Source organism: Pseudomonas sp. CFSAN084952 (assembly GCF_009648855.1).
GTDB classification, from domain to species: Bacteria; Pseudomonadota; Gammaproteobacteria; order Pseudomonadales; family Pseudomonadaceae; genus Aquipseudomonas; species Aquipseudomonas paracarnis.
Genome location: NZ_CP045767.1, coordinates 2,808,964 through 2,831,560 on the forward strand (window position 1 = coordinate 2,808,964; position 22,597 = coordinate 2,831,560).

At 61.0% G+C, this 22,597-nt stretch carries 17 protein-coding genes; 7 read left to right on the forward strand and 10 right to left on the reverse strand.

Annotation, left to right across the window (positions count from 1 at the left end; genetic code table 11):
* Window positions 1-466: 466 nt before the first annotated feature.
* A complete protein-coding gene (locus GH769_RS12515) occupies window positions 467-1,789 on the reverse strand; it encodes a sigma-54 dependent transcriptional regulator (RefSeq protein ID WP_014718743.1) in 1,323 nt (440 codons plus the stop codon).
* Window positions 1,790-2,133: 344 nt separating this feature from the next.
* On the opposite strand from GH769_RS12515, the gene GH769_RS12520 reads away from it, so the two are divergent.
* Window positions 2,134-2,394, forward strand: a complete 261-nt coding sequence (locus tag GH769_RS12520) for a hypothetical protein (RefSeq protein WP_014718744.1) — start codon at window positions 2,134-2,136, stop codon at window positions 2,392-2,394.
* Between the two features lie 67 nt (window positions 2,395-2,461).
* Here the strand turns inward: GH769_RS12520 and GH769_RS12525 are convergent, their stop codons facing one another.
* From GH769_RS12525 to gnd, 3 genes are read right to left on the reverse strand one after another with little or no spacing between them, the layout of a single operon-like run.
* Window positions 2,462-3,286, reverse strand: a complete 825-nt coding sequence (locus GH769_RS12525) for a Cof-type HAD-IIB family hydrolase (RefSeq protein ID WP_032901660.1) — start codon at window positions 3,284-3,286, stop codon at window positions 2,462-2,464.
* A complete protein-coding gene (zwf, locus tag GH769_RS12530; protein WP_019817572.1) occupies window positions 3,283-4,806 on the reverse strand; it encodes a glucose-6-phosphate dehydrogenase in 1,524 nt (507 codons plus the stop codon). The genes GH769_RS12525 and zwf overlap by 4 nt, the downstream gene beginning before the upstream one ends.
* Window positions 4,803-5,786 (reverse strand): phosphogluconate dehydrogenase (NAD(+)-dependent, decarboxylating), encoded by a 984-nt coding sequence (gene gnd, locus GH769_RS12535; RefSeq protein ID WP_019817573.1) that lies wholly within the window; start codon window positions 5,784-5,786, stop codon window positions 4,803-4,805. Before gnd ends, zwf begins: the two co-directional genes overlap by 4 nt.
* Before the next feature lie 259 nt (window positions 5,787-6,045).
* Here gnd and GH769_RS28835 point away from each other — a divergent pair, with 259 nt between their 5' ends.
* The 4 genes from GH769_RS28835 (at window position 6,046) to GH769_RS12550 (ending at window position 10,842) form a co-directional block, all read left to right on the forward strand.
* Entirely contained in the window at window positions 6,046-6,222 is a 177-nt protein-coding gene (locus tag GH769_RS28835; RefSeq protein ID WP_196492057.1) for a DUF6026 family protein, read from the forward strand.
* A gap of 157 nt (window positions 6,223-6,379) precedes the next feature.
* Complete coding sequence (locus tag GH769_RS12540) at window positions 6,380-8,122, forward strand: phosphoethanolamine transferase CptA (protein ID WP_003190879.1); 1,743 nt, start codon at window positions 6,380-6,382, stop codon at window positions 8,120-8,122.
* A gap of 128 nt (window positions 8,123-8,250) precedes the next feature.
* Complete coding sequence (locus GH769_RS12545; protein ID WP_032901661.1) at window positions 8,251-10,488, forward strand: TonB-dependent siderophore receptor; 2,238 nt, start codon at window positions 8,251-8,253, stop codon at window positions 10,486-10,488.
* Between the two features lie 141 nt (window positions 10,489-10,629).
* Window positions 10,630-10,842 carry a hypothetical protein gene (locus tag GH769_RS12550; RefSeq protein WP_014718750.1) on the forward strand — a complete coding sequence of 71 codons (213 nt, stop codon included), beginning with the start codon at window positions 10,630-10,632 and terminating at the stop codon, window positions 10,840-10,842.
* Between the two features lie 101 nt (window positions 10,843-10,943).
* Here GH769_RS12550 and GH769_RS12555 read toward each other — a convergent pair whose 3' ends face one another.
* The 6 genes from GH769_RS12555 to GH769_RS12580 all read right to left on the reverse strand — a co-directional run bounded on the left by GH769_RS12555 (window position 10,944) and on the right by GH769_RS12580 (window position 19,802).
* Window positions 10,944-11,435 (reverse strand): GNAT family N-acetyltransferase, encoded by a 492-nt coding sequence (locus GH769_RS12555; protein ID WP_014718751.1) that lies wholly within the window; start codon window positions 11,433-11,435, stop codon window positions 10,944-10,946.
* 165 nt (window positions 11,436-11,600) lie between these two features.
* Entirely contained in the window at window positions 11,601-12,707 is a 1,107-nt protein-coding gene (zapE, locus tag GH769_RS12560) for a cell division protein ZapE (protein WP_032901681.1), read from the reverse strand.
* Window positions 12,708-13,262: 555 nt separating this feature from the next.
* Window positions 13,263-14,714 carry an efflux transporter outer membrane subunit gene (locus GH769_RS12565; protein WP_032901662.1) on the reverse strand — a complete coding sequence of 484 codons (1,452 nt, stop codon included), beginning with the start codon at window positions 14,712-14,714 and terminating at the stop codon, window positions 13,263-13,265.
* A complete protein-coding gene (locus tag GH769_RS12570; RefSeq protein WP_032901663.1) occupies window positions 14,711-17,887 on the reverse strand; it encodes an efflux RND transporter permease subunit in 3,177 nt (1,058 codons plus the stop codon). Before GH769_RS12570 ends, GH769_RS12565 begins: the two co-directional genes overlap by 4 nt.
* On the reverse strand, window positions 17,884-19,050 hold the full coding sequence (locus GH769_RS12575) for an efflux RND transporter periplasmic adaptor subunit (protein ID WP_032901664.1): 1,167 nt from the start codon (window positions 19,048-19,050) through the stop codon (window positions 17,884-17,886). The genes GH769_RS12570 and GH769_RS12575 overlap by 4 nt, the downstream gene beginning before the upstream one ends.
* A gap of 314 nt (window positions 19,051-19,364) precedes the next feature.
* Window positions 19,365-19,802, reverse strand: a complete 438-nt coding sequence (locus tag GH769_RS12580; protein ID WP_014718756.1) for a DUF3995 domain-containing protein — start codon at window positions 19,800-19,802, stop codon at window positions 19,365-19,367.
* Window positions 19,803-19,895: 93 nt separating this feature from the next.
* Between GH769_RS12580 and GH769_RS12585 the strand changes: the two genes are divergently transcribed.
* Together GH769_RS12585 and GH769_RS12590 are read left to right on the forward strand one after the other, a co-directional pair.
* A complete protein-coding gene (locus GH769_RS12585) occupies window positions 19,896-20,285 on the forward strand; it encodes a DUF2946 domain-containing protein (protein WP_014718757.1) in 390 nt (129 codons plus the stop codon).
* 92 nt (window positions 20,286-20,377) lie between these two features.
* A complete protein-coding gene (locus tag GH769_RS12590) occupies window positions 20,378-22,504 on the forward strand; it encodes a TonB-dependent siderophore receptor (protein WP_032901665.1) in 2,127 nt (708 codons plus the stop codon).
* The last annotated feature ends 93 nt before the right edge of the window (window positions 22,505-22,597 follow it).

Genomic DNA, 22,597 nt, shown 5'->3' on the forward strand with positions numbered 1-22,597 from the left:
CTGCATCTGTGACTGCACTACCGCTTTCGCAGGCAAGCCAGCTCCCACATTGGCCATGCATTGCCCACAAAATCAGCGCCTGACACAAATCCCCTGTGGGAGCGGGCTTGCCCGCGATGGCGGAGTGTCAGTCACTGAATCTCTAACTGAACCACCGCTATCGCAGGCAAGCCAGCTCCCACATTGGCCCTGTATTGCCCACAGAATCAGCGCCTGACACAAATCCCCTGTGGGAGCGGGCTTGCCCGCGATGGCGGTGTGTCAGTTGCTGCATCTGTGACTGCACTACCGCTTTCGCAGGCAAGCCAGCTCCCACATTGGCCATGCATTGCCCACAAAATCAGCGCCTGACACAAATCCCCTGTGGGAGCGGGCTTGCCCGCGAAGGCGGTGTGTCAGTTGCTGCATCTGTGACTGCACTACCGCTTTCGCAGGCAAGCCAGCTCCCACTTTGGGTTTACCCGCCCTAGCGGATCTGGTGTTTATGCAGCAACCGGTAGAACGTCGGCCGGGAAATCCCCAGTACGCGGGCCGCGACACTTAGGTTGTCGCTGTGCCGGTTGAGCACATCGCACAACGCCTGACGTTCGGCACGGTGTTTGTAGTCTTCCAATGTCGCCATCGGCGCCGACATGGCTTGCTGGCCTTGCAGCCCCAGGTCAGCCGCTTCGATCTGCCGCCCTTCGGCCAGTACCAGGCCACGCCGCACGCGGTTGGCCAGTTCACGCACATTGCCCGGCCACGGGTGTTGCCCCATCGCCACCAAGGCCTCTTCGCTGAAACTGCGCGGGCGCCGTCCGGTTTCCTGGCTGTAAAAACGTGAAAAGTGGTTGGCCAGCATCGCCACGTCACCATGGCGTTCGCGCAACGGCGCGGTGACCACTTGCAGCACATTCAGGCGGTAATACAAGTCTTCGCGAAAGGCGCCCTTCTCTACCGCAGCCTCAAGGTTGACGTGAGTGGCGGCCAACACCCGTACATCCACCGGGATCGGCTGGCTGCCGCCAACGCGTTCGATGTGTTTTTCCTGAAGAAAGCGCAACAAGTTGGCTTGCAGCTCCATCGGCAGATCGCCGATTTCATCGAGGAACAGGGTGCCGCCGTTGGCCGCTTCAATACGCCCGATCTTGCGCTGATGGGCGCCGGTAAACGCGCCTTTTTCGTGACCGAACAGCTCGGACTGGATCAGGTGTTCAGGAATAGCGCCACAATTGATCGCGACAAACGGCTTGGCATGCCGCTGGGATTGGCGGTGCAGGGTCTTGGCCACCAACTCTTTGCCCGTGCCACTGTCACCGCGGATCAACACCGGGGATTCAGTCGGCGCCAACTTGGACAACAATTTGCGCAGCTCACGAATGGGGCGGCTCTCGCCCAGCAATTCATGGGGCTCATCCACCGGCGCGTAGCCCTTGCCACGCAGGCGCGCCATGCCGAACGCGCGACCCAGGGTCACCTGTACCCGGGACACATCGAAGGGTAAGGTATGGAAGTCGAAAAACCATTCGCAGACAAAATCGCCGACGTTCTGCAAACGCAGTACATCCTGGCTGAGCACGGCGATCCACTCGGTGCCGCTGCGACCAATCAACTCCTTGACCGCTTCGGGGCGCTCCAGGTGATCCCGCTGCAAGCGCAGCAGGCCCACATCGCAGGAGCGCTCCCCCACCGCCTCCAAGGCACAGCTGTCTACTTCCCAGCCGGCGGTGCGTAAACCGGGTAATAACCCGTGGCAATCGTCACAGGGGTCGACCACCAATAAGCGGCGTTGGGCGGGTGTCGCAATCATGACTATTCCTTGGCGCCAAGATTGTTAAAGTTATTTAGAAACAACAGTTTGTGGCGACCGTTGGTAACCCTAGCAAGATCTTGACGCTTTCCTTGTACCCTTTCGCTATAAGTGCGGGCAAAAAGCCATGCTTGTTTCGTAGCACGCCGAAAGTTGCTCGTCAGTGAAACGCTTATGGCGCTTTCAAAACAGCCGCTTACATGACGTCAATCAGGAAAAGTTAAATTTTCTTGCCCTAGCATGTGACCCGCACGCCACCATCGTGCATCAGTACAAGTAACCCACCGCACGGTCAGCCCAACCGCCGGTACTCACTTGAATGGGCATACAGAGAGAAGACCCAAATGAACGCTCCGCTGCGCATCAACGAAGCTCTTTTGATTGCAGACCGTGCTTTCCAGCCCTTTCAGTGCGTGGCCTGGCACGATGGCGTCGGCGCCCTCAGCCTGAGCGTCATCGACCGTACCAACACCCGCATCGGCAGCAAACAGCTGTCCTGCACTGCGTATACCGACCCGGCCCAACTTGAAAACCTGTTGTTACAGGCCCGCGCCGAGCTCGATAAAGATGGCCACCAGTTGCAGTCCTGGGCAATGCCGAAGTAATGCAATGCGGCAACTTCCAGCCAACGCCAAACATCGGCTGGAAGTTGCGCGCTAAAACGTCAGTTACTTAGCGTGCCGCGAGAATAAACCGTTCGAACGCCTCGGCAGCGCCGTCCTCGACATTGCTGCCGGTCACCACATTGGCCTGGCGCTTGACGGTTTCTTCGGCCTGACCCATGGCAATCGACAATCCCGCCACATGAAACATCGCCGGGTCATTGCCACCGTCACCAATCGCAGCCGTTTGCGCAAGCGGCACGCCCAGGTGCTCGGCCAGGGTTTTCAAGGCTTCGCCTTTGTTGGCCAGCATCGCGGTCACGTCCAGATACACCGGCTGCGAACGCGATACCTGGGCCAACCCCTGCACTTTCGGCTGCAATTGCGCCTCCAGCTCCACCAGCAACTGGGTGTTGTTGCTGGCGGCGACGATCTTGTCGACCCGGTCCAGGTAAGGCTCGAAACTCTCCACCACCACCGGCCCATAGCCCAAGCCGTCGGCTTCGCGCTGCACCATGGGCCCGGGCGGATCACGGCGCAGCCAGTCGCCATCGGCAAACACCCAGACTTCCACGTCCGGCTCGGCCGAAAACAGGGCCAGGGTGATCAGCGCCGCTTCCGCCGGCAGATGGTGAGCAACCAGGATGCTGCCATCCGGGTTGACCAACGTACCGCCATTAAAGCCAGCCACCGGCACATCGATGCCAAAGGTCTCGATCAAATGCCGCATGGCTTTGGGCGGACGCCCGCTGGCCAGGCTGAAAAGCACCCCGGCCTCGCGCATGGCGCGAATGGCATCGGCGGTGCGTTGGCTGAGGCTGTGGTCGGGATGCAATAGCGTCCCGTCCACATCACTGAGGACAAACCGGATGGGATGAATCGTCGCGTCACTCATCCGAGGCTATGCCAAGCGCGGCCATCGCGGGCCAGCAAGGCATCGGCCGCTGCTGGGCCATCCTCACCAGCCTTGTAAGCCTGGATACCGTCATCTTCCTTCCATGCATCCAGGAACGGCTGCACCGCACGCCAGCCGTTCTCGATGTTGTCGGCACGCTGGAACAAGGTCTGGTCGCCGGTCATGCAGTCGTAGATCAGGGTTTCGTAACCCGTCGACGGTTGCATCTCGAAGAAGTCCTTGTAGTCAAAGCCCAATTCGATATTGGCCATTTCCAGGGTCGGCCCAGGCTGCTTGGCCAAAAGGTCGAACCACATGCCTTCGTTCGGCTGGATCTGGATCTTAAGGTAAGTGGGCTTGAGCTCATCGACTTCGGTATCGCGAAATTGCGCATAAGGCGCCTGCTTGAAGCAGATCACGATCTCGGTGTCACGGATGCTCATGCGCTTGCCGGTACGCAGGTAAAACGGCACACCGACCCAACGCCAGTTATCAATCATCACTTTGAGCGCGACGAACGTCTCGGTGCTGCTGTCCGGCGCGACGTTGGCTTCTTCGCGATAGCCGGGTAATGGCTTGCCGGCGATTTCTCCGGCGGTGTATTGGCCGCGCACGGAGTTGGCCCGCGCATCTTCCAGCGACCAGGGGCGGATGGCACCGACCACTTTGGCCTTCTCACCCCGCACCGCATCGGCACCAAAGGCGGCCGGCGGTTCCATGGCGACCATCGCCAGCAGCTGGAATAGGTGGTTGGGCACCATGTCCCGCAGTGTGCCGGTCTTCTCGAAGAAGTTGCCCCGGGTTTCAACGCCGACGGTTTCAGCGGCAGTGATTTGCACGTGATCGATGTAGTGGTTGTTCCAGAACGCTTCGAACAGCACGTTGGAGAAACGGCTGACCAGGATGTTCTGCACCGTCTCCTTGCCCAGGTAATGGTCGATGCGGTAGATCTGCTTCTCGCTCATCACCTTGAGCAGGCAGGCGTTGAGCGCCTCGGCGGTGGCCAGGTCGGAGCCGAACGGCTTCTCGATCACCACGCGCCGAAAGCCATCGTCCGTTTCATTCAACAAGCCAGCGCTGCCCAGGCGCTGCACCACTTCACTGAAAAAGCGCGGAGCGGTGGCCAGGTAGAACACCGCATTGGCGGTGCCGCTGTCAGCGATCTTGCTGGCGATATCGGCATAGGTGCTGTCGTCGAGGAAATCGCCCTCGACGTAGCTGATGCCCTTGGCCAATTGTGCCCACAACGCGGGGTCGAGGGCGTTCTCGGCATTGCCCCTGACCTTGCTGGAGGCTTCGGTACGAATGAAGTCCTCAAGTTTCTTGGCAAAGTCCGCGTCGCTGATGGCGTTGTGATCAACGCCGACAATACGCAGGCCATCGCCCAGCAACCCATCGCGGCTCAGGTTGTACAGCGCCGGCATGAGCAGGCGCTTGACCAGGTCGCCATGGGCGCCAAACAGAAACAATGTGGTGGGTGGAGCAGGTTCGGCCTTGGGTTTCTTGCCGTTGACGGTCATTTTTTGGAAGTCTCCACATGGCCACCAAAGCCGAAGCGCATGGCAGACAGCATTTTGTCACCGTAGGTGCTCTGCTGGCGGGAACGGAAACGCGCGAACAGCGAGGTCGACAACACCGGAACCGGCACCGCCTGCTCCATGGCTGCTTCGATGGTCCAACGACCTTCACCGCTGTCGGCCACAGAGCCCGAGTAGCCGTCAAGTTTGGGGTCGGTGGCCAGGGCATCGGCGGTCAGGTCCAGCAACCAGGACGACACCACGCTGCCACGACGCCAGACTTCGGCGATGTCGCCGACGTTGAGGTCAAAGCGCTGGTCTTCCGGCAGGTTTTCCGAGTTCTTGGTCTTGAGGATGTCAAAACCTTCGGCAAACGCCTGCATCATCCCGTACTCGATGCCGTTGTGGATCATCTTGACGAAGTGCCCCGAACCCGCTGGGCCGGCGTGAATGTAGCCCTGCTCGGCACGTGGGTCGGCAGAGGCCGAACGGTCCTTGGTGCGCGGGATGTTACCCAGGCCCGGCGCCAGGCTTTTGAAGATCGGGTCGAGGCGATTCACGGTCTCGGTGTCACCACCGATCATCATGCAGTAGCCACGTTCCAGGCCCCAGACGCCGCCCGAGGTGCCCACGTCTACATAGTGCAGGCCCTTTTCAGCCAGGGCTTTGCCGCGACGCACGTCGTCCTTGTAGTTGGTGTTGCCGCCGTCGATGATCACATCGCCGTCTTCCAGCAGTTCGCTCAGTGCGTTGATGGTGTCTTCGGTGGGCGCGCCCGCCGGCAACATGACCCAGACAGCACGGGGCTTTTGCAGGCCGGCCACCAGCGCTTTCAAGTCGGCGACGCCGGTGGCGCCCTCCTCGCTCAAGGCTTTGACGAAGGCTTCGTTACGGTCGTATACAACGGTGGTATGCCCATTGAGCATCAGGCGCCGCGCAATGTTACCGCCCATGCGGCCTAGTCCGATAATCCCCAGTTGCATGTGCTGATGCTCCTAACTTCTAAAAAATGTGTGACATAGTTTATAGCGCAATGAGGCTAATGAGGGTTAGTCCAGAGCGGATCCGTGTAGTTTCATGACAAAAAAGTGGCCATCGTTTCACCATCACCCCGGCAAAAGTCACACGACCGCCAAAAATAAAAAAGTTCCCTTGCTGAGAAAAAGAATTCAAACTTGCTTCCGACTGTTGCCAAAAACCTGTTTTGGCACCGCGATCTACCGGCTATTTGCGAGGTAAGCAATGAGCACAGCACAGATGACCCGTCCGCCACAGACCCTCTACGTCACCCTCCGTCGCGATGAACTGCGCCAGTTGAAAGACGAGCGCGATCAGTTGCAACAGGAAGTCCTGCGCCTGCGCTTGCACCTTCAAGCCCAGCTCGATCAACCGTCGGATGCCAAGCCAGCCCTGTGCTGAAAGCCGGGCCGAACGCGTTGTAAGGCAATACCTACAGAAAACTCACAAAGTTTTCACATTCCCCTCTTGATACTCCCGTTCCGCGATGCCGCTCACTTCCTGGGCGGCCCGATGTTGCGCGCCTGTGCGCGACAATCTTTCTCTGATGGGGCGCTGGATGGCGATGTTCAAACGCAGCACGACGACTGCGAAAGGCTTTGATTGGGCCGGCCTTGGCTGGTTATTCCTGTTTTTCTGGTATTTCTCGGGTATTACCCAACTTCTTATCCAACTGACCGGCACCTCCGGCTTCAGTGGCTTCCGCCAGGCCTTCTTCATGAGTGCGCTGTGGCTGGCGCCGATGTTGCTGTTCCCGCGTCGTACACGCCTGCTCGCCGCCTTGATCGGCGTGGTGCTGTGGGCTTGCTCCATGGCGAGCCTGGGTTATTTCTTCATTTATCAGCAGGAATTTTCCCAGAGCGTCATCTTCATCATGTTCGAGTCGAACATCTCTGAAGCCGGCGAATACGCCACCCAATACTTTGCCTGGTGGATCGTGCTGGCGTTCATTGCCCACACCGCCTTCGCCATCTTCCTGTGGACACGCTTGCGCCCGGTGTACCTGCCGCGCGGTCAGTCAATCGTGGCAGCCATTGCCATCGTCCTGGCGGTGGTGGGCTACCCACTGGTCAAGCAGATCGCCACCAGCGAAACCATGGAATTGGCCATCGACCGTTTCGAAACCCGCATCGAGCCTGCCGTGCCTTGGCAGATGATCGTCGCCTACCGTCGCTACACCGAGCAGCTGGATAACATGCAAGGCATGCTCACCAGTGCAAGCAAGATCCCGCCCTTGAACAACCTCAAGGACAGCATGGCCGGCCAGCCGTCCACACTTGTCTTGGTCATCGGCGAGTCGACCAACCGCCAGCGCATGAGCCTCTACGGCTACCCGCGCAACACCACGCCGGAACTGGACAAGCTGCGCGACCAACTGGCCGTGTTCGATAACGTCATCACCCCGCGCCCCTACACCATTGAAGCGCTGCAACAGGTGCTGACCTTCGCTGACGAAGAAAACCCAGACCTGTACCTCAAGACACCGTCGATTGTCAGCGTGATGAAACAGGCCGGCTACAAGACCTTCTGGATCACCAATCAGCAGACCATGACCAAACGCAACACCATGCTCACGACCTTTTCCGAACAGGCCGACGAGCAGGTGTACCTCAACAACAACCGCAACCAGAACGCCCGTCAGTACGACGGCGATGTACTGGCGCCGTTTTCCAAGGCCCTGGCCGATACCGCCGAACGCAAGTTCATCGTGGTGCACCTGCTGGGCACCCACATGAGCTACCAGTACCGCTACCCGCCGACCTTCGACAAGTTCACCGACCGCCAGGGCGTGCCAGCGGGTGTCAGCGATGCGCAGTTGCCGACCTACAACAGCTATGACAACGCGGTGCTGTACAACGATTTCGTGGTCTCCAGCCTGATCAAGGACTACGCCAAGACCGACCCCAACGGCTTTTTGCTGTACCTGTCGGATCACGGCGAAGACGTGTTCGACTCCGCCGGCCACGACACCTTGGGCCGTAACGAAGGCAAGCCGACCGCGCCGATGTACACCATCCCGTTCATGGCCTACGCCTCGCCAAAATGGCGCGAAAGCCACGACTGGAGCTTCGCCGGCGACTTGCAACGGCCTTACAGCAGTTCGCAGTTGATCCACACCTGGGCCGACATGGCAGGCTTGAGTTTCGATGAGCTGGACCACAGCAAGAGTCTGGTAAGCGACAGCTTCAAGCCACGCCCCCTGTTGATCGGCAACCCTTACGAGACCAAGCAGAAGGCGCTGATCGACTTCAGCCTGATCAAGCCCAAGAAGGCCGACGGCGCCGAAGTGGTGGCCAAATAAGCCAGGGGCTTGTAACAGAAAGATAATAATCATTCTCGTTTAACCCTAAAGTTCCGCAGCTCCTTTCGTCTTTGAACCAAGCCCTCCCTGCCTGGGGAGGTATCCAAGACGACAAGGAGTCTGCAGTGATGTTCGCGCCCTTCACCCGTTCCATGACCTTCACCCTCGGCCTGTTCAGCCTGGCGCTGAGCCCGGATTCGCTGGCCGACACCGACCCCGATACAGCCCCCGCCAAAGCCCTGGAACTGGGCGCGACCACCATCAGCGCCGACAGCCTGGGCGCCACCACCGAGCACACCGGCGCCTACACTACTGGCTCGATGAACACCGCCACGCGGCTGAACCTCTCCGTCAAGGAAACCCCGCAATCGATCTCGGTGGTCACACGCCAGCAGATGGACGACTTCAATCTCAACACCCTGACGGATGTGTTGCGCCAGACCACGGGCGTCAACGTTCAGCATTACGACTCCGATCGTGTCTACTACTCCGCCCGAGGCTATGGCATCAGCAACTTCCAGGTTGACGGGATGCTCAACACCTTCGGCTACATGAAGACCGACGCCGACACCATCATCTACGACCGCATCGAAGTAGTGCGCGGCGCGACGGGCCTGACCACGGGCGCAGGCGACCCTTCGGCCACCGTAAACATGGTGCGCAAGCGCCCTACCGCCCACTGGCAGGCCAAGACCGGTATCAGTGGCGCCAGCCATGACAACTACTACAGCTACGTCGACGTCGGCGGCCCGCTGGCGTTCGACGGCAAACTGCGCGGGCGTAGCGTGCTGGCTTACCGTGACAGCCAGTCCTTTCGTGACAACTATGGGCTGCAGCGGGCAGTGGGCTACGGCATTCTCGAGGGCGATCTTTCCGACGATACCGTGCTGGCCGTCGGCTTTGATTACCAGGACAAACAGGTACAAGGCACCTCCTGGGGCACCGTGCCCTACTGGAACAGCCAGGGCGGCAAGGCCAGGCTGCCCCGCTCCACCAACATGGCGGCGCACTGGAGTTCCTGGCCGCTGACCGACAAGACCACCTTCGCCACCCTCGACCATCGGCTCGGCGGCGACTGGCACCTGAAGGCCGCCTATACCCATCGCCAGAGCGACACCGATGGCAAGGTGTATTACGGCGGCGCCGGTTTCCCCAACCCCGACCGCAGCGGCATGACGGCCTGGGCCAGCCATATGCGCGGCACCTCGCGCATGGAGGCCATCGACCTCAACCTGGCCGGCAGCTACACGCTGCTGGGCCGCGAACACGCGCTGATGATGGGCTATGGCGAAGCCGCCCAACGGGATGTCTCGCCCTTCATGCGCAGCGACCTGCCAGCCAGCTACTACCCCATCCAGGACTGGAAGCACATGGGCGGCATCGGCAAGTTCACCGACCAGGTGACCGACCTGAAGGGTGAGCACAGCAAGAAACAACAGAAAGCCGGTTACCTGGCCACAAGGCTGAGCCTCACAGACCGCTTGCACGCCGTACTGGGCAGCCGTTACGGCAGTTGGGAGCTGGAAAGCGCAGAGCCCAAATACGATGCCAACGACCAACTGACCGCTTCGGGCAAAACCAGTCAGACCCACAATGATATGTGGACGCCATACGCCGGCCTGCTCTACGACATCACGCCGCAGTACACCGTCTACGCCAGCTATACCGACATCTTCAAACCCCAGGACTACCGTGATGCCAACAAGAAGTACCTGGAGCCCGTGGTCGGCAGTAACTACGAAGTGGGCCTCAAGGGCAGCGTGCTGAACGAGCGCTTGAACCTGGCCGCCGCGTACTTCTGGAGTACCCAGGACAACGTCGCCGAGCGGGATGACTCAGTCCCGCCCAACCCGGTCACGGGCGAGGAGTACTACAGATCCGGCGGCAAAGGTAACAAGGTCAACGGCTTCGAGTTGGAAGCCGCCGGTGAAATCACGCCGGACTGGAACCTGACCGCCGGCTACACCTACACCCATTCAGTCAATGGCTCGGACAAACGCAATAACACCAGCCAACCCTTGAACCTGGTGAAGATCTCCAGCGCCTATCGCCTTCCGGGCGCCTGGCGCAACCTGACGGTGGGCGGCGCCGTGAACTGGCAGAGCGAAACCTACGACTTCAGCAACCGCCCGACCGGGCAGCGCAACGGCGAAGGCCGGCCGATAACCACCCGGGCGAAGATCACGCAACAGGGCTATACCGTGGTCAACCTGATGTCGCGCTACCAGTTCGACGAACAGGTTTCGGCGTCGGTCAATGTGAATAACCTCTTTGATAAGAAATACTACGAGCGCGTTGGTTTTTATAACGGCGTGTATTGGGGTGAGCCGCGTTCCGTCACGCTGGCATTGGATTGGAAGTTATAGCCCCGCCCGTTGAAGTTAACAAAACTGTTAACTTCAACGGCATCTCCCGTTAATTCCCACTTAATAAGATAGCGCCATAGTCGCTCCATGATCTGATCACGGAGCGACCGGACACCTATCACTTTTAATGGGAATACCGCGATGAAAATGTCGACCTTGATACTGGCCAGCCTGATGACCCTGACCTCCGCCGCCGCCTTTGCAGAGGGCGGCGCAGAGCGCTCCAAGGAGTTCTACAACAACTTCAGCTTCATTCAGGAAAAAACCCACGGCAAGGCTGAGCAACAAGTTGCCAGCGCCGATGGCAAATCGGTTAAGTCTGAGACTGTTGATCAGGCACAACCGAACAGCTGAGTTAATGCTTACTTAATCCGTAGCACCCTGCGCCATTCTGCTCCGTTGGCAAAGGTTTATTGGGCGCCCTTTAATGGCGCCCTTTTTTTGCCGGTTATTTATTACAACGGCTTATGCCAGAACAGCATTCGCCCATGGGCGGGATCAAACACTGAGTCGTCAAACCCGAACTTGCGGTATGCCGACTGCGCCAGGGCATTACCTTCCAGCACTTCGAGGGTGATCTTGCAGCAACCGCGCTGCCGGGCGATTTCCTCGACCTTTTGCAGCATCTTCTGACTCAACCCCAAACCCCGAAATTGCTCCTTCACCATCACGTCGTGGACGTTGACCAAGGGCCGGCAGGCGAAGGTCGAAAAGCCTTCGAAGCAATTGACCAACCCCGCTGGCTCCCCCCCGACGAACGCCAGCACACTGAACGCGTGTGGGCGCTTGGCCAGTTCGGCTGGCAGTTGCTGCAAGAGATCGGCTGGCAGGCTGTGGCCGCCGCCCATCGGGTCTTCAGCGTAAGAGTTGAGCAGCAGGCCAATGGCGTCGGCGTGCACGGCGTTGGTATAGCTGGCTTGCAGCACCAGGATGTCTGGGGTGTCCATGTCCTTCCTCGATAGCGACAACCAGGGAATCGGTTCCCTTTGAGAGGTGCGATTGTAAGCGTGGAGTCGGCAGTAGATGAAGGAGATAAGCGACAAATAGCTGACAGAAAGTGCGAAGGTTGCGCGCATCAAAGCGTGCAATGAGCTTTGGTACAGCGATTTTTCCTATGTGGCGAAGCGTTGCAGCTGCATCTCTTGCAGACGGCTCAGGGTGCGGCGGAAAGGAAACTCCAGGTAGCCTTCGGTGTACAGGCTGTGCAACGGCACCGCGGCGTCGATAAAGAGTGGCACTTTGCGGTCGTAGCATTCGTCCACTAACGCGATAAAACGTCGCACGCTGTCATCGTGCACCGACAACTGCGGCAACTCTCGATCCCCGGCCACCACGCGCTCGGCGCCATCTTCGGTGCCACGGGCAATTCGACCCGGGCGTATTTGTGCACTGAGGTTAGGGACGTCTCCCAGCAGAATGGCGTGGAAGCGATCACACACCAGCATGAAATCCATGGCGGCCAGGGGTTGCTCACACAGGTCGGCATAGCGACACCAAAGCACGGTATCACTGGCCTGCACCGTCATGATGGTGCGGTGCCCTACGCTTACCGCCACACTGTTCACGGCTTGGCCTTGGCTCAATTGTCGGAACACCGCCGCCAGTGCCTCGGGTTGATTCACCCAATAACGCTGCATGCCCACGCCGGGATGCAAGCGATGATCCTCGCCACCGTCCACGGCCACCACCTGCATATGCTGCTTGAGCGCATCGATGCCCGGCAGGAAACGCTCACGGTTGAAGCCATCGGCATACAGCTGGTCGGGCGGCTGGTTGGACGTGCACACCATCACCACACCCTCCTCGAACATCACCTGGAACAGGCGACCGAGAATGATCGCGTCCCCGATGTCATTCACAAACAGCTCATCGAAGCACAGCACACGCACCGCCTGGCTCAGCTCCCTGGCCAACGCCTGCAAGGGGTCCTGGGTGCCCGTGAGCTGGAATAAACGCTGGTGGACCCAGGCCATGAAGTGGTGAAAATGCTGACGCCGCGCAGGCACGTGCAGGCTTTGGTAGAACTGGTCCATCAACCAGGTCTTGCCACGCCCCACCGGCCCCCAGAGGTAAACGCCGGCAATCGACGAACGCCCTTGATGCAAGGCCTCGTGACAGGCTTGCAAGGCTTGTACCGCCCGGCGCTGGGCATCGTCGGCGACGAAACCTGGTTGGGCGATTGCATGTTGATAAGCGGCGAGAGGCGAGTCGAAAGTCATGCTTGCCAGTATGACGGACGCAGAGCTGTCGAGGCGCGAAATCTTGGCCTGTTTGCCTGAGGCGAGGATGAGTATTTGCACAACGCTGTAACGGTAGACGGTAACCACGATGCGAAGCGAGCCGCTCTTGATCTTGATCTTAGGCGCCCCGTTAAACCACGCTGGCCGTAATTCGACAGGGATTTGGGGGGTAAACCGGCAGGGATGCCGGTTTAGCCGCCCCGCGCCATGGATGGCGCGTGGCGGCGGCCCCCAAATCACTGGCGGATTACGGGCACACCGAGCCTGGGCGAGGTGCCGAGTGGTGGGGCAAGAGCGTTTTGCTTACTTTTGTCTGGGCCGGCATTCCGGCTTTTCAAAAGTGAGCCGCTGTAAAAGCGGAACCCTAAGTGGCCGTTACCGCAGGAATGGATATGTACTCGGTATAACTGTATCGACTGTCAGGCCGCTATCGCAGGCAAGCCAGCTCCCACAGTTGGATCGTTGGGGTGTCGGGTAGATAGGCGTCGGCTGGCGGGCCGCCTTCGCAGGCAAGCCAGCGCCCACAGGTCCACGTTAGCGCAACACCGTGGCCCCCTTGCACGCCTGCCCCGCCCTCTCACAGATCTCCCACCCACCACCCAGCGCCTTATAGATCCCCACCACCGCCAAGCGCTGTTCCGTGCGCGCCGCCGTCAATGCCCGGCGGCTGGTGAAGTCCGCGCGTTCGGCCTCAAGCACATCCAGGTACACCCCTTCACCTTGCGCAAACCGCTCACGCGCGAAGCTGGCTGCCTCACGATTGGCCGCCGCTTCCAGCAGCCGCAAGCCCAGGGCATTACCGGCTGTACGGTTGGCCTGGAACGCATCATCGGTTTCCTGCAGGGCTCGCAACACGGTCTGGTCATAAGCGATCAATGCCGCCTGGGTGCGTGCCTCGCTGGCGGCAATCCGCGCTCGTACGCGCCCGGTGTCCAGCAACGACCAGCGAATCACCGGCGCGATAAAGTTCGACTGCATGCCCGCATCGCCCAGGGCGCTGAGACTTCCGGCCAGTAAACCGATGGAACCCTGCACCTGGATGTCCGGATACAAGCCAGCGGTTTCCACACCAATCTGCGCGGTCGCAGCCGCCAGCGTGCGTTCGGCCGCGGCAATATCGGCGCGACGCGCCAGCAGGCCGGCCGGGTCTCCCACCTGCAACGTGCGCAGGTTCAAGGTTTCACGCCCAGGCCGGGCCAGCGGTGGCTTGAACCCCTGGGGCGCTTGCCCCAGCAGCACCGCCAGCGCGTTGGTTGACTTGGCGCGACGTCGCTCCAGGTCAGGCGCTACCGCCTCGACATTGCGCAACAAGGCCTCGGCCCGCAGCCGGTCGAATTCGGTGGCGGCGCCGACGCTGACCATCTGCCCCACCAGGCCCAGGCTGTCGCGCTGGCTCTGACTGATATCCGCGACCACCGCCTGTTCGGCTTCGATCCCTTGTAACTCGAACCAGGTTGCCGCGACCGTCGCCGCGACGCTCGCTTGCACGCTGCGCAGCAATGCCTGACGCGACCCCGCCTGGGCCTGGGCCGCCTCCACCGAGCGACGCACGCGCCCAAACAAGTCGATTTCCCAGGCTGCATCCACCGCCGCGCGGGTGGTTTCAATAGAGCGCTGCTCGCCGAAGGGAGTCTCGACCTCGCTACGCTGGCGGTGCTCGTAGCCCAGGGCAGCGCCGCCGCTGGGCAGGAAGCCTTGGCGGCTTTCGCGCAGCAACGCCTTGGCTTCGTCCAGGCGCGCGGCAGCGATGCCGATGTCGTGGTTGGCCGCCAGTGCCTGTTGGATCAATTGGCTCAGTGCCGGCTCGTCGAACACTTGCCACCACTGCACCTCTACCTCACCCGGACCAAGCCCGGCGATGGGCGCGCCGAAGCTCGTCGCCCGCTGCGCAGCAGGCAGCACCGGCGCGGAGTAATCAGGCCCAACCGAGCCGCAACCGGCCAGCAGGGTCAACGACAACAGAAAAGCTGGATACGCCTGTTTCATGATGCGCTCTCCTTTAGCTGCACCTTCGGACTCGCCCCCTGGCGCTGCACGCGCAGCGCCAGGCTGCGCATCACCACATAGAACACGGGCGTCAGGAACAGACCGAACAGCGTCACGCCCAACATCCCGGCAAACACCGCAACCCCCATGGCATGGCGCATCTCGGCGCCTGCCCCACTGGCAAATACCAGCGGGACTACGCCGGCGATAAACGCCAGGGACGTCATCAGGATCGGGCGCAGGCGCAATTGACAGGCGTGGATCACCGCTTCCAATGGGCTGGCGCCTTCGGCTTCGAGGCTGCGGGCAAACTCGACGATCAGGATGGCGTTCTTCGCCGCCAAGCCCACCAGCACCACCAACCCGATCTGCACGAACACGTTGTTGTCGCCCTCCACCAGCCACACGCCGAGGATTGCGCTGAGCAGGCACATGGGCACGATCAGCAACACCGCCAACGGCAGCAGCCAACTGTTGTACTGCGCGGCGAGGATCAGATACGCCAGCAACACACACAGCGGGAAAATAAACAGGGCCGATGACCCAGCGAGCTTTTGCTGGTAGGTCAGGTCCGTCCATTCATAGGTCACGCCCTCGGGCAGTACCTCCTGGGCCAGGCGTTCCATGAGCGCAACCGCCTGCCCTGAGCTGACCCCAGGCATCGCGCCGCCAGAGATATCCGCCGAGGGATAGCCGTTGTAGTGGATCACCCGGTCAGGCCCGGAGCTCGGCGTGACCGTGACAAACGCTGATAACGGCAGCATGTCCCCGACGGCATTGCGCACCTGCAGACGGCCGATGGCTTCGGCTTGCATGCGATGGTCCGCATCGGCCTGGGCCGTGACTTTGTAGGTGCGGCCAAACCGGTTGAAGTCATTGACGTACAGCGACCCCAGATAGACCTGCAGCGACTCGAACACATCCGCCAGGCGCACGCCCTGGCTCTTGACCTGGGTGCGGTCGATGTCGACATTCAGTTGCGGCGCGTTGACGTCCAGGCTGGTCATCAGCCCGGCCACTTGGCCTGACTCAGTGGCTTTGGTCATCAGGACCTGGGTCTGCTGCACCAGCGCCTCCAGCCCGACGCCGCCACGGTCCTCGACCTGCAGCTTGAAGCCCCCGGTCACCCCGAGCCCCGGCACCGGTGGCGGCGGGAACACGCCGAGGAAGCCGTCGGGGATGCTCGCAAACTTGGCTTGCAGACGCCCGGCGATGGCGACCGCCGCCATATCCGGCGAGGTGCGCTCTTTGAACGGATCAAGCATCACAAACATCACCGCCGCATTCGGGACGTTGACGAAGCCGTTGACCGACAGCCCCGGGAACGCCACGACGCTCTCGACCCCCGGCTCATCCAGGGCGATTTTCGACATTTGTCGCACCACCGCATCGGTACGCTCCAACGAGGCCGCGTTCGGCAGTTGGGCGATGCCGACCAGGTAGTATTTGTCTTGCATCGGCACGAAGCCGGCCGGTACCGCGTTGAAGCCGAACCAGGTCAACGCGAGCAAACCGCCGTAGGCCAACAGCGCCACGCCGCGACGGCCGACGACCTTGCGCACGGTATTGCCATAGGCTTGTGGCGCTCGCTGAAACGGCCGGCCCAGCACCTCAAGCAGCCGCGTGGCGCGACCACGCAGGCTGCGCGGGTCATGCACCAAGGCCGCATGCCGTGGCCGCAGCAACAGGCCAGCCAGCGCCGGGCTGAGGGTCAACGAGTTGACCGCCGAGAGGATAGTGGAAATCGCGATGGTCAGCGCAAATTGCCGATAGAACTCGCCTTGCAGGCCACTGAGAAACGCGGTGGGAATGAACACGGCCGCCAGCACCGAGGTGATCGCAATGATAGGGCCGGTGACCTCGCCCATCGCCCGTCGCGCAGCCTGCATCGGCTCCTCGCCGTTCTCGATATGCCGCTCGACGTTCTCCACCACCACGATTGCATCGTCGACCACGATGCCAATCGACAGCACCAGGCCAAACAGCGACAAGGTATTGAGGGAAAAGCCCATCAGGTGCATGACCGCAAAGGTGCCAATGATCGACACCGGCACGGCCATCAAAGGAATCAGCGACGCACGCCAGTTGCGCAGGAACACCACCACCACGATCACCACCAGCAGGATCGCTTCCATCAGCGTGATGGCCACCGACTCCAGCGAAGCGCGCACAAACACGGTGGGGTCATAGGCAATCCGCGACACCAGCCCCTCGGGGAAGTTGGTTTGCAGACGCTGCATGGTCTCGCGCACCGACTGCGCCACATCGAGGGCATTGGCCCCTGGGCTCTGGATGATCTGCAAGGCCACCGCCGGCTCGCCGTCCAACAGGCTGCGCAGCGCGTAGGCATCGGCGCCCATCTCGATACGGGCAACATCACGCAGGCGCGTGACCTGGCCGTTATCGCCGGTGCGGATGATGATATCGCCGAACTGCTCTTCGTCCGTCAGGCGCCCGAGGGTATTGACCGTGACTTGGAACGCCGCAGTAGAGTCCGGCGCCTGGCCGACCGAGCCGGCGGCCACTTGCACGTTCTGCTCGCGCACGGCAGCAATCACATCACCGGCGGTCAAGCCTCGGGCGGCGATCAGGTCCGGGTCGAGCCACAGGCGCATGCTGTATTCACCCGCGCCCCACACCAGCACATCGTTGATCCCCGGCAGGCGTGACAGCTCATCGCGCACCTGGAGGTAGGCATAGTTGGAGATATAGAGCGGATCATAACGTTGGTCGGGGGACAGCAGGTGGACCACCATGAGGATGTCCGGCGAGGTCTTCTGCGTGACCACGCCCAGGCGCTGCACCTCTTCGGGCAAGCGCGGCAAAGCTCGCGAAACACGGTTCTGCACCTGGATCTGCGCCATGTCCGCGTTGGTGCCCTGGGCGAAGGTCGCGGTCAGGATCATGCGGCCATCAGTGGCCGACTGCGAGGTCATGTAAAGCATGCCTTCCACCCCGGTGATCACCTGTTCCAGCGGCGCTGCCACCGTCTCGGCAATCACCTGCGGGTTGGCCCCCGGATACGACGCGGTCACTTGCACCGTGGGCGGCGTGACGGCCGGGTATTCGCTCAACGGCAAATGGAAGAAGGCCACGATGCCGCCGATCATCATCAACACCGAGAGGACAATGGCGAAGATCGGTCGGTCAATGAAAAAGCGTGGGAAGCTCATTGCACGCCCCCCACCGCCAGCGGCGCCTCAAGCGGCTTGCCCTCGATGCTGGCGGCCAGCGGTGTCACCTGCATGCCGGGGCGCACCAGCCCTTTGACGACAATGCGCTCGCCCGGTTGCAGCCCCTGTTCGATGATCCGCAGGCCGTCGACCACTGGGCCCAGTTCCACCGGGCGGTATTCGGTTTTATCACCTTCACCGACTACCAGCACATAGCGACGGCCCTGGTCGGTGCCGATGGAATGGTCGGCAATCAACACCCGGGGTTGCGCCGCGCCGGTGTCCAGCTTGACCTTGGCGAACAGCCCCGGCGTCAAGCGCCCATCCGGGTTTTCCACCACCGCACGCACGCGCACCGTGCCGGTCTTGCGGTCAGCCGAGTTGGCCAGAAAATCCACGCGACCGGCCCGTGCATAGGTGGTGTCGTTGAGCATCGCCACCATGACCTTGGCGGCTTGTTCGCCCTTGGCCCCGGCGTGTTGCCGCGTCGCTGCTAACGAATGCAGGTAGGTGCGTTCATCCACATCGAAATACACATGCAAGGGGTCGATGGAAACAATCGTGGTCAGCGCTGTTTCCCCACGGGTGACATAGTTGCCTTCCGTCACCAGGGCGCGGTCGATACGCCCGCTGATAGGTGCGGTGACGCGGGTGTAACTCAGGTCCAGTTGGGCCGTATCCAGCGCAGCCCTGGCGGCCTCCACCTGCGCTCTGCCGGCGTTCAACGAAGCAACGGCGGTGTCGAGACGATCACGTGCCACCACCTTCTTGGCATATAACTGCTCGGCACGGCCATGCTCGGCCTGGGCCAGCAACGCATTGGCCTCGGCCTCGCGCAGACGTGCCTTGGCTGCGTTCACTGCCGCCTGGAACATACGCGGATCGATCACAAACAATGGACTGCCCTTGGCCACGAACTGCCCTTCAGGCACGCTGACACTTTGCAGATAGCCACTGACTCGCGGGCGTAATTGAACCTGGTCGATGGCAGTCAACGAACCGGTGTACTCCACAAACGGCGTCACCGCACGCGCCACCACCTGGGCTACCGGCACGCCAGGGGGCTTGGCGGCCGCGGCTGGCGGTGAATTGTCTGAGCATCCGCCCAGCGTCAACGCTACGGCCAACACCCCGGTGATCAGGCTGACTGGTTTGGTGTACATCGTTCACCCTCCTTGGAATTTTCAAGACAAACAGACACGTGGGTTTTTATCCGGCTTGCCATACTGGGAAGGTCAAGCGCTATAAAACCGGGGGTGTGTTTTGTCTGGGAAATACTTGGAGGTGAATCAAATGGCGGCCAGCGTGGCTTGGTGGCGCTCGGGGTTACCTGTCGAACGCGGCTGAAGGTGGGAGCTGGCTTGCCTGCGAAGGGATCGACCCGGTTTGGTTGATAGACCGAGGTGCCTGCATCGCAGGCAAGCCAGCTCCCACCTTTGGATTGCGCGGTGTCAGCCTGGTATCTGTGGGCTCAGGCTCAGGTCCAGGCGACTACCAGCAAGCCGGCGCCCAACACCAGGCACAACGGCGAATAGAAGTAGGTGTCCAGACGAGCGAACCGCGACCCGCCGACCTTCTTGAAGAACCCCACCAGCTCCGAATCCCCTATCGCTCGGGCAAACATCAGCACGGCAATCGCGCTGATGCCCCACTGCAACGCCCCATGGGACACCGGCGAGAAATACAGCCCGGCGCGCAGGCACACAAGCAAGGCAATCGCCACCAGCCCCATCGCCACCAGAAAAGTGCCCAGCGCCGACGGTTTGAACGCCGGCCTGGGCCCGCTGGCAAACTCTCCGGGCAGTTGCGGGATAGCGGCCAGGCTGCCGAGCTTGCCACCCGCAGCCCAATACAGATGCACCATGCTGATGAAGGTAAATACCCCGACGATCCACCGCGCAATCACAAAGCTCATGGTCGGCGCTCCACAAAAATGTGCGAATGAGGATAGCCGCCCTGAGTTTTTTTGCAGGCATTTCGTCGGTCGCTGATGATAAAGTGCCGCCCCATGAAACTTGCCCGTGCCGACCGTTCACTCATTGCCTGGATGCTCTACTGCTGCGTCCTGTTCAATGTGTTCGCCTGCAGTATTGGTCATGGGCAAAGGGTGGGGATGCAGCTCAACGGCATCAGCGGCCAGTTCTGTACGGTCGACCCACGTACCCAGGCGCCGCTGCCCAGCAACTCGACGGACGAGAACCTGCCAACGCTGTCGAAGGCGTTTGGTTGCCCGCTGTGTTCTACCGGCGGCATGGGCCCGGCGCTCAACTCCCACCTGAATGTGGCGGTCCTGCCGCAACCCCATGCACCGCCTGCTGCGGTGGTGCTTGCCGCTGACATCCCTGCCCGCTTTACCTGGCCTGCGGCTAATCCGCGCGCGCCACCTGCCCTTGCCTGATCCCTGCGCTTACTGATCTGCATCGCCCCGTTTCCGTCAGGAGTACGGGTAGCAGTGCGTTGTTTTCGAGCCAAGTTTTCAGGATTCCAACCATGAAACATTTACCCCTGCTGGCGGGCCTGTTCGGCTGCCTGCCTGTTTGCGCCTCGGCCCTTGAGTTGGCCCCGACCACCATTGACGGCGAGCAAAGTGCCGAGCCTGGGCTGGCCCTGGACCAATCCAGCGGCATGGCCTCGCGCCTGGGCCTGAGCGTGCGGGAAACCCCGGCGTCAGTGGCCATCGCCAACCGCAACGATATCGAGCGCCACGGCGCCAAGACCTTCCGCGATGCGGCCAATACCCTTCCCGGTGTCAACGCCAGCGCCCCGCCCGGTTTTGGCGGTTTTGTCTCGTACCGAGGGTTTACCAGTAGCCAGATCACCCAGATGTTCAACGGCATCAATGTCGCCACGGGCCTGGCGCGGCCGGTGGATGCGTGGATCTATGACCGCGTCGAACTGGTAGGCGGCCCCTCCTCCTTGATCAACGGCGCAGGCTCAGTGGGTGGCTCGCTGAACTACGTGACCAAGCTGGCAAACCGCGAGGAACAGGCCATCGAAGGCCAACTGAGCTATGGCAGCTACGACACCGCCGGTCTGGCGTTCGGCCTCAACCATGCGCTGACCGAACCCGGTGCCGAGGTGCAGCATTACGCCCGCCTGGATGTGAGCCGCAACACCCACCATAGCTACATCGACCGCGACCAGCGCGATGCCTGGAGCGTGGCGTTTTCCCTGCTCAGCGACCTCACCCCCAACCTGTCCCACACCCTGGCCCTGGAATATCAGGACGAACATGAAGACAGCCCGTATTGGGGTACGCCGGTGCTCAACCCCAAGGCCGGTGAACTGAAGATCGACAAGCACAACCGCTTCAATAACTACAACGTTGCCGACGGCCGTTATGAGCAACGTACGATCTGGGCACGCTCGATCATCGACTACCGGATCAACGACAGCACCACACTGAAAAATACCCTCTACCACCTCGACAGCCAGCGCGACTACCGCAACCTGGAGACCTATCAGTACAACGCCGACAACAGCGCGGTGAACCGCTCGACGGCCTATCAGGTGCGGCATCAGGGCGAGCAGAACGGCAACCAGTTCGAACTGCGCCATGACACGAGCGTGTTCGGCCTTGCTACCACCTGGTCGGGCGGTTTTGAGTACAAGGTCAACAGCACCACCAACAGCCCCTTGAACGTGCCGGGCAAAAGTACCGTGGACCCGAACCACTACGACCCAGGGCACTTTTATGATATTCCCGGTACCCAGCCAGGTTTCGTCAAGGACAAGACCAACCAAGTAACCACCAAGGCACTGTTCGTGGAAAACCGTCTGGGACTGACGGATAAGCTCTCGCTGCTGACCGGCCTGCGCTATGACGCCATCGACCTGGACGTGACCAACCACCGCACCCTCACCGCCACCAACCCGCGGCACTTCAAGCGCAGTTGGGAGCCGGTAACGGGCCGGGTGGGCCTGACCTATCAGTTCATCCCGTCCGCCAACGTCTATGTGCAATACAGCACCGCCGTCGAACAGCCCAATACCACCACCCAGGTGTTCGACGTGTCCACGGGCAAGCAATGGGAAATCGGCAGCAAGTTCGATTACCTGCAAGGTCGGGGCTCCGCCACGGTCGCCGCCTACAAGATCGAACGCAAGGACTTTGCCGTCACCGACCCGCTGGACCCGACCAACAGCATCCCGGTGGGCGCGCAGTCGTCCAAGGGCATCGAACTGGCCAGCTCGTTGCACATCACGCCGAGGCTATTGGCCGAAGGCAACTTCGCCTGGGTGGACGCGCAGTACGATGAGTTCAACGAAAAAACCGCCAGCGGCGAGGTGGTGTCGCGTAAGGGCAATACGCCGACCAACGTGCCCAAGCGCGTGGGTAACCTATGGCTGACCTACGATTTTGCCGAAGATTGGCAAGGTGGGGTGGATGCGCGGTATGTCGCCCAGGTGTACGCGGACAATGCCAATACCCAGACCGTACCGGCCTATACGCTGTTCGGCACCTTCCTGCGCTATAAGCTGGATGCGAACACCTCGGTAACCGGGCGCGTGCGTAACCTGACTAACGAGGTGTACGCAGAGTTTGCTCATGTGTCGCCGGCGTACTATCTGGGATCACCGAGGACCTTTGAGCTGGCCGTACACACCAAGTTCTAACGCTGCAACGACCGTTGACTTGAAATGCAATTGAATGTGGGAGCTGGCTTGCCTGCGATAGCGGTGGGTCAGCATAAAAATATGTTGTCTGAC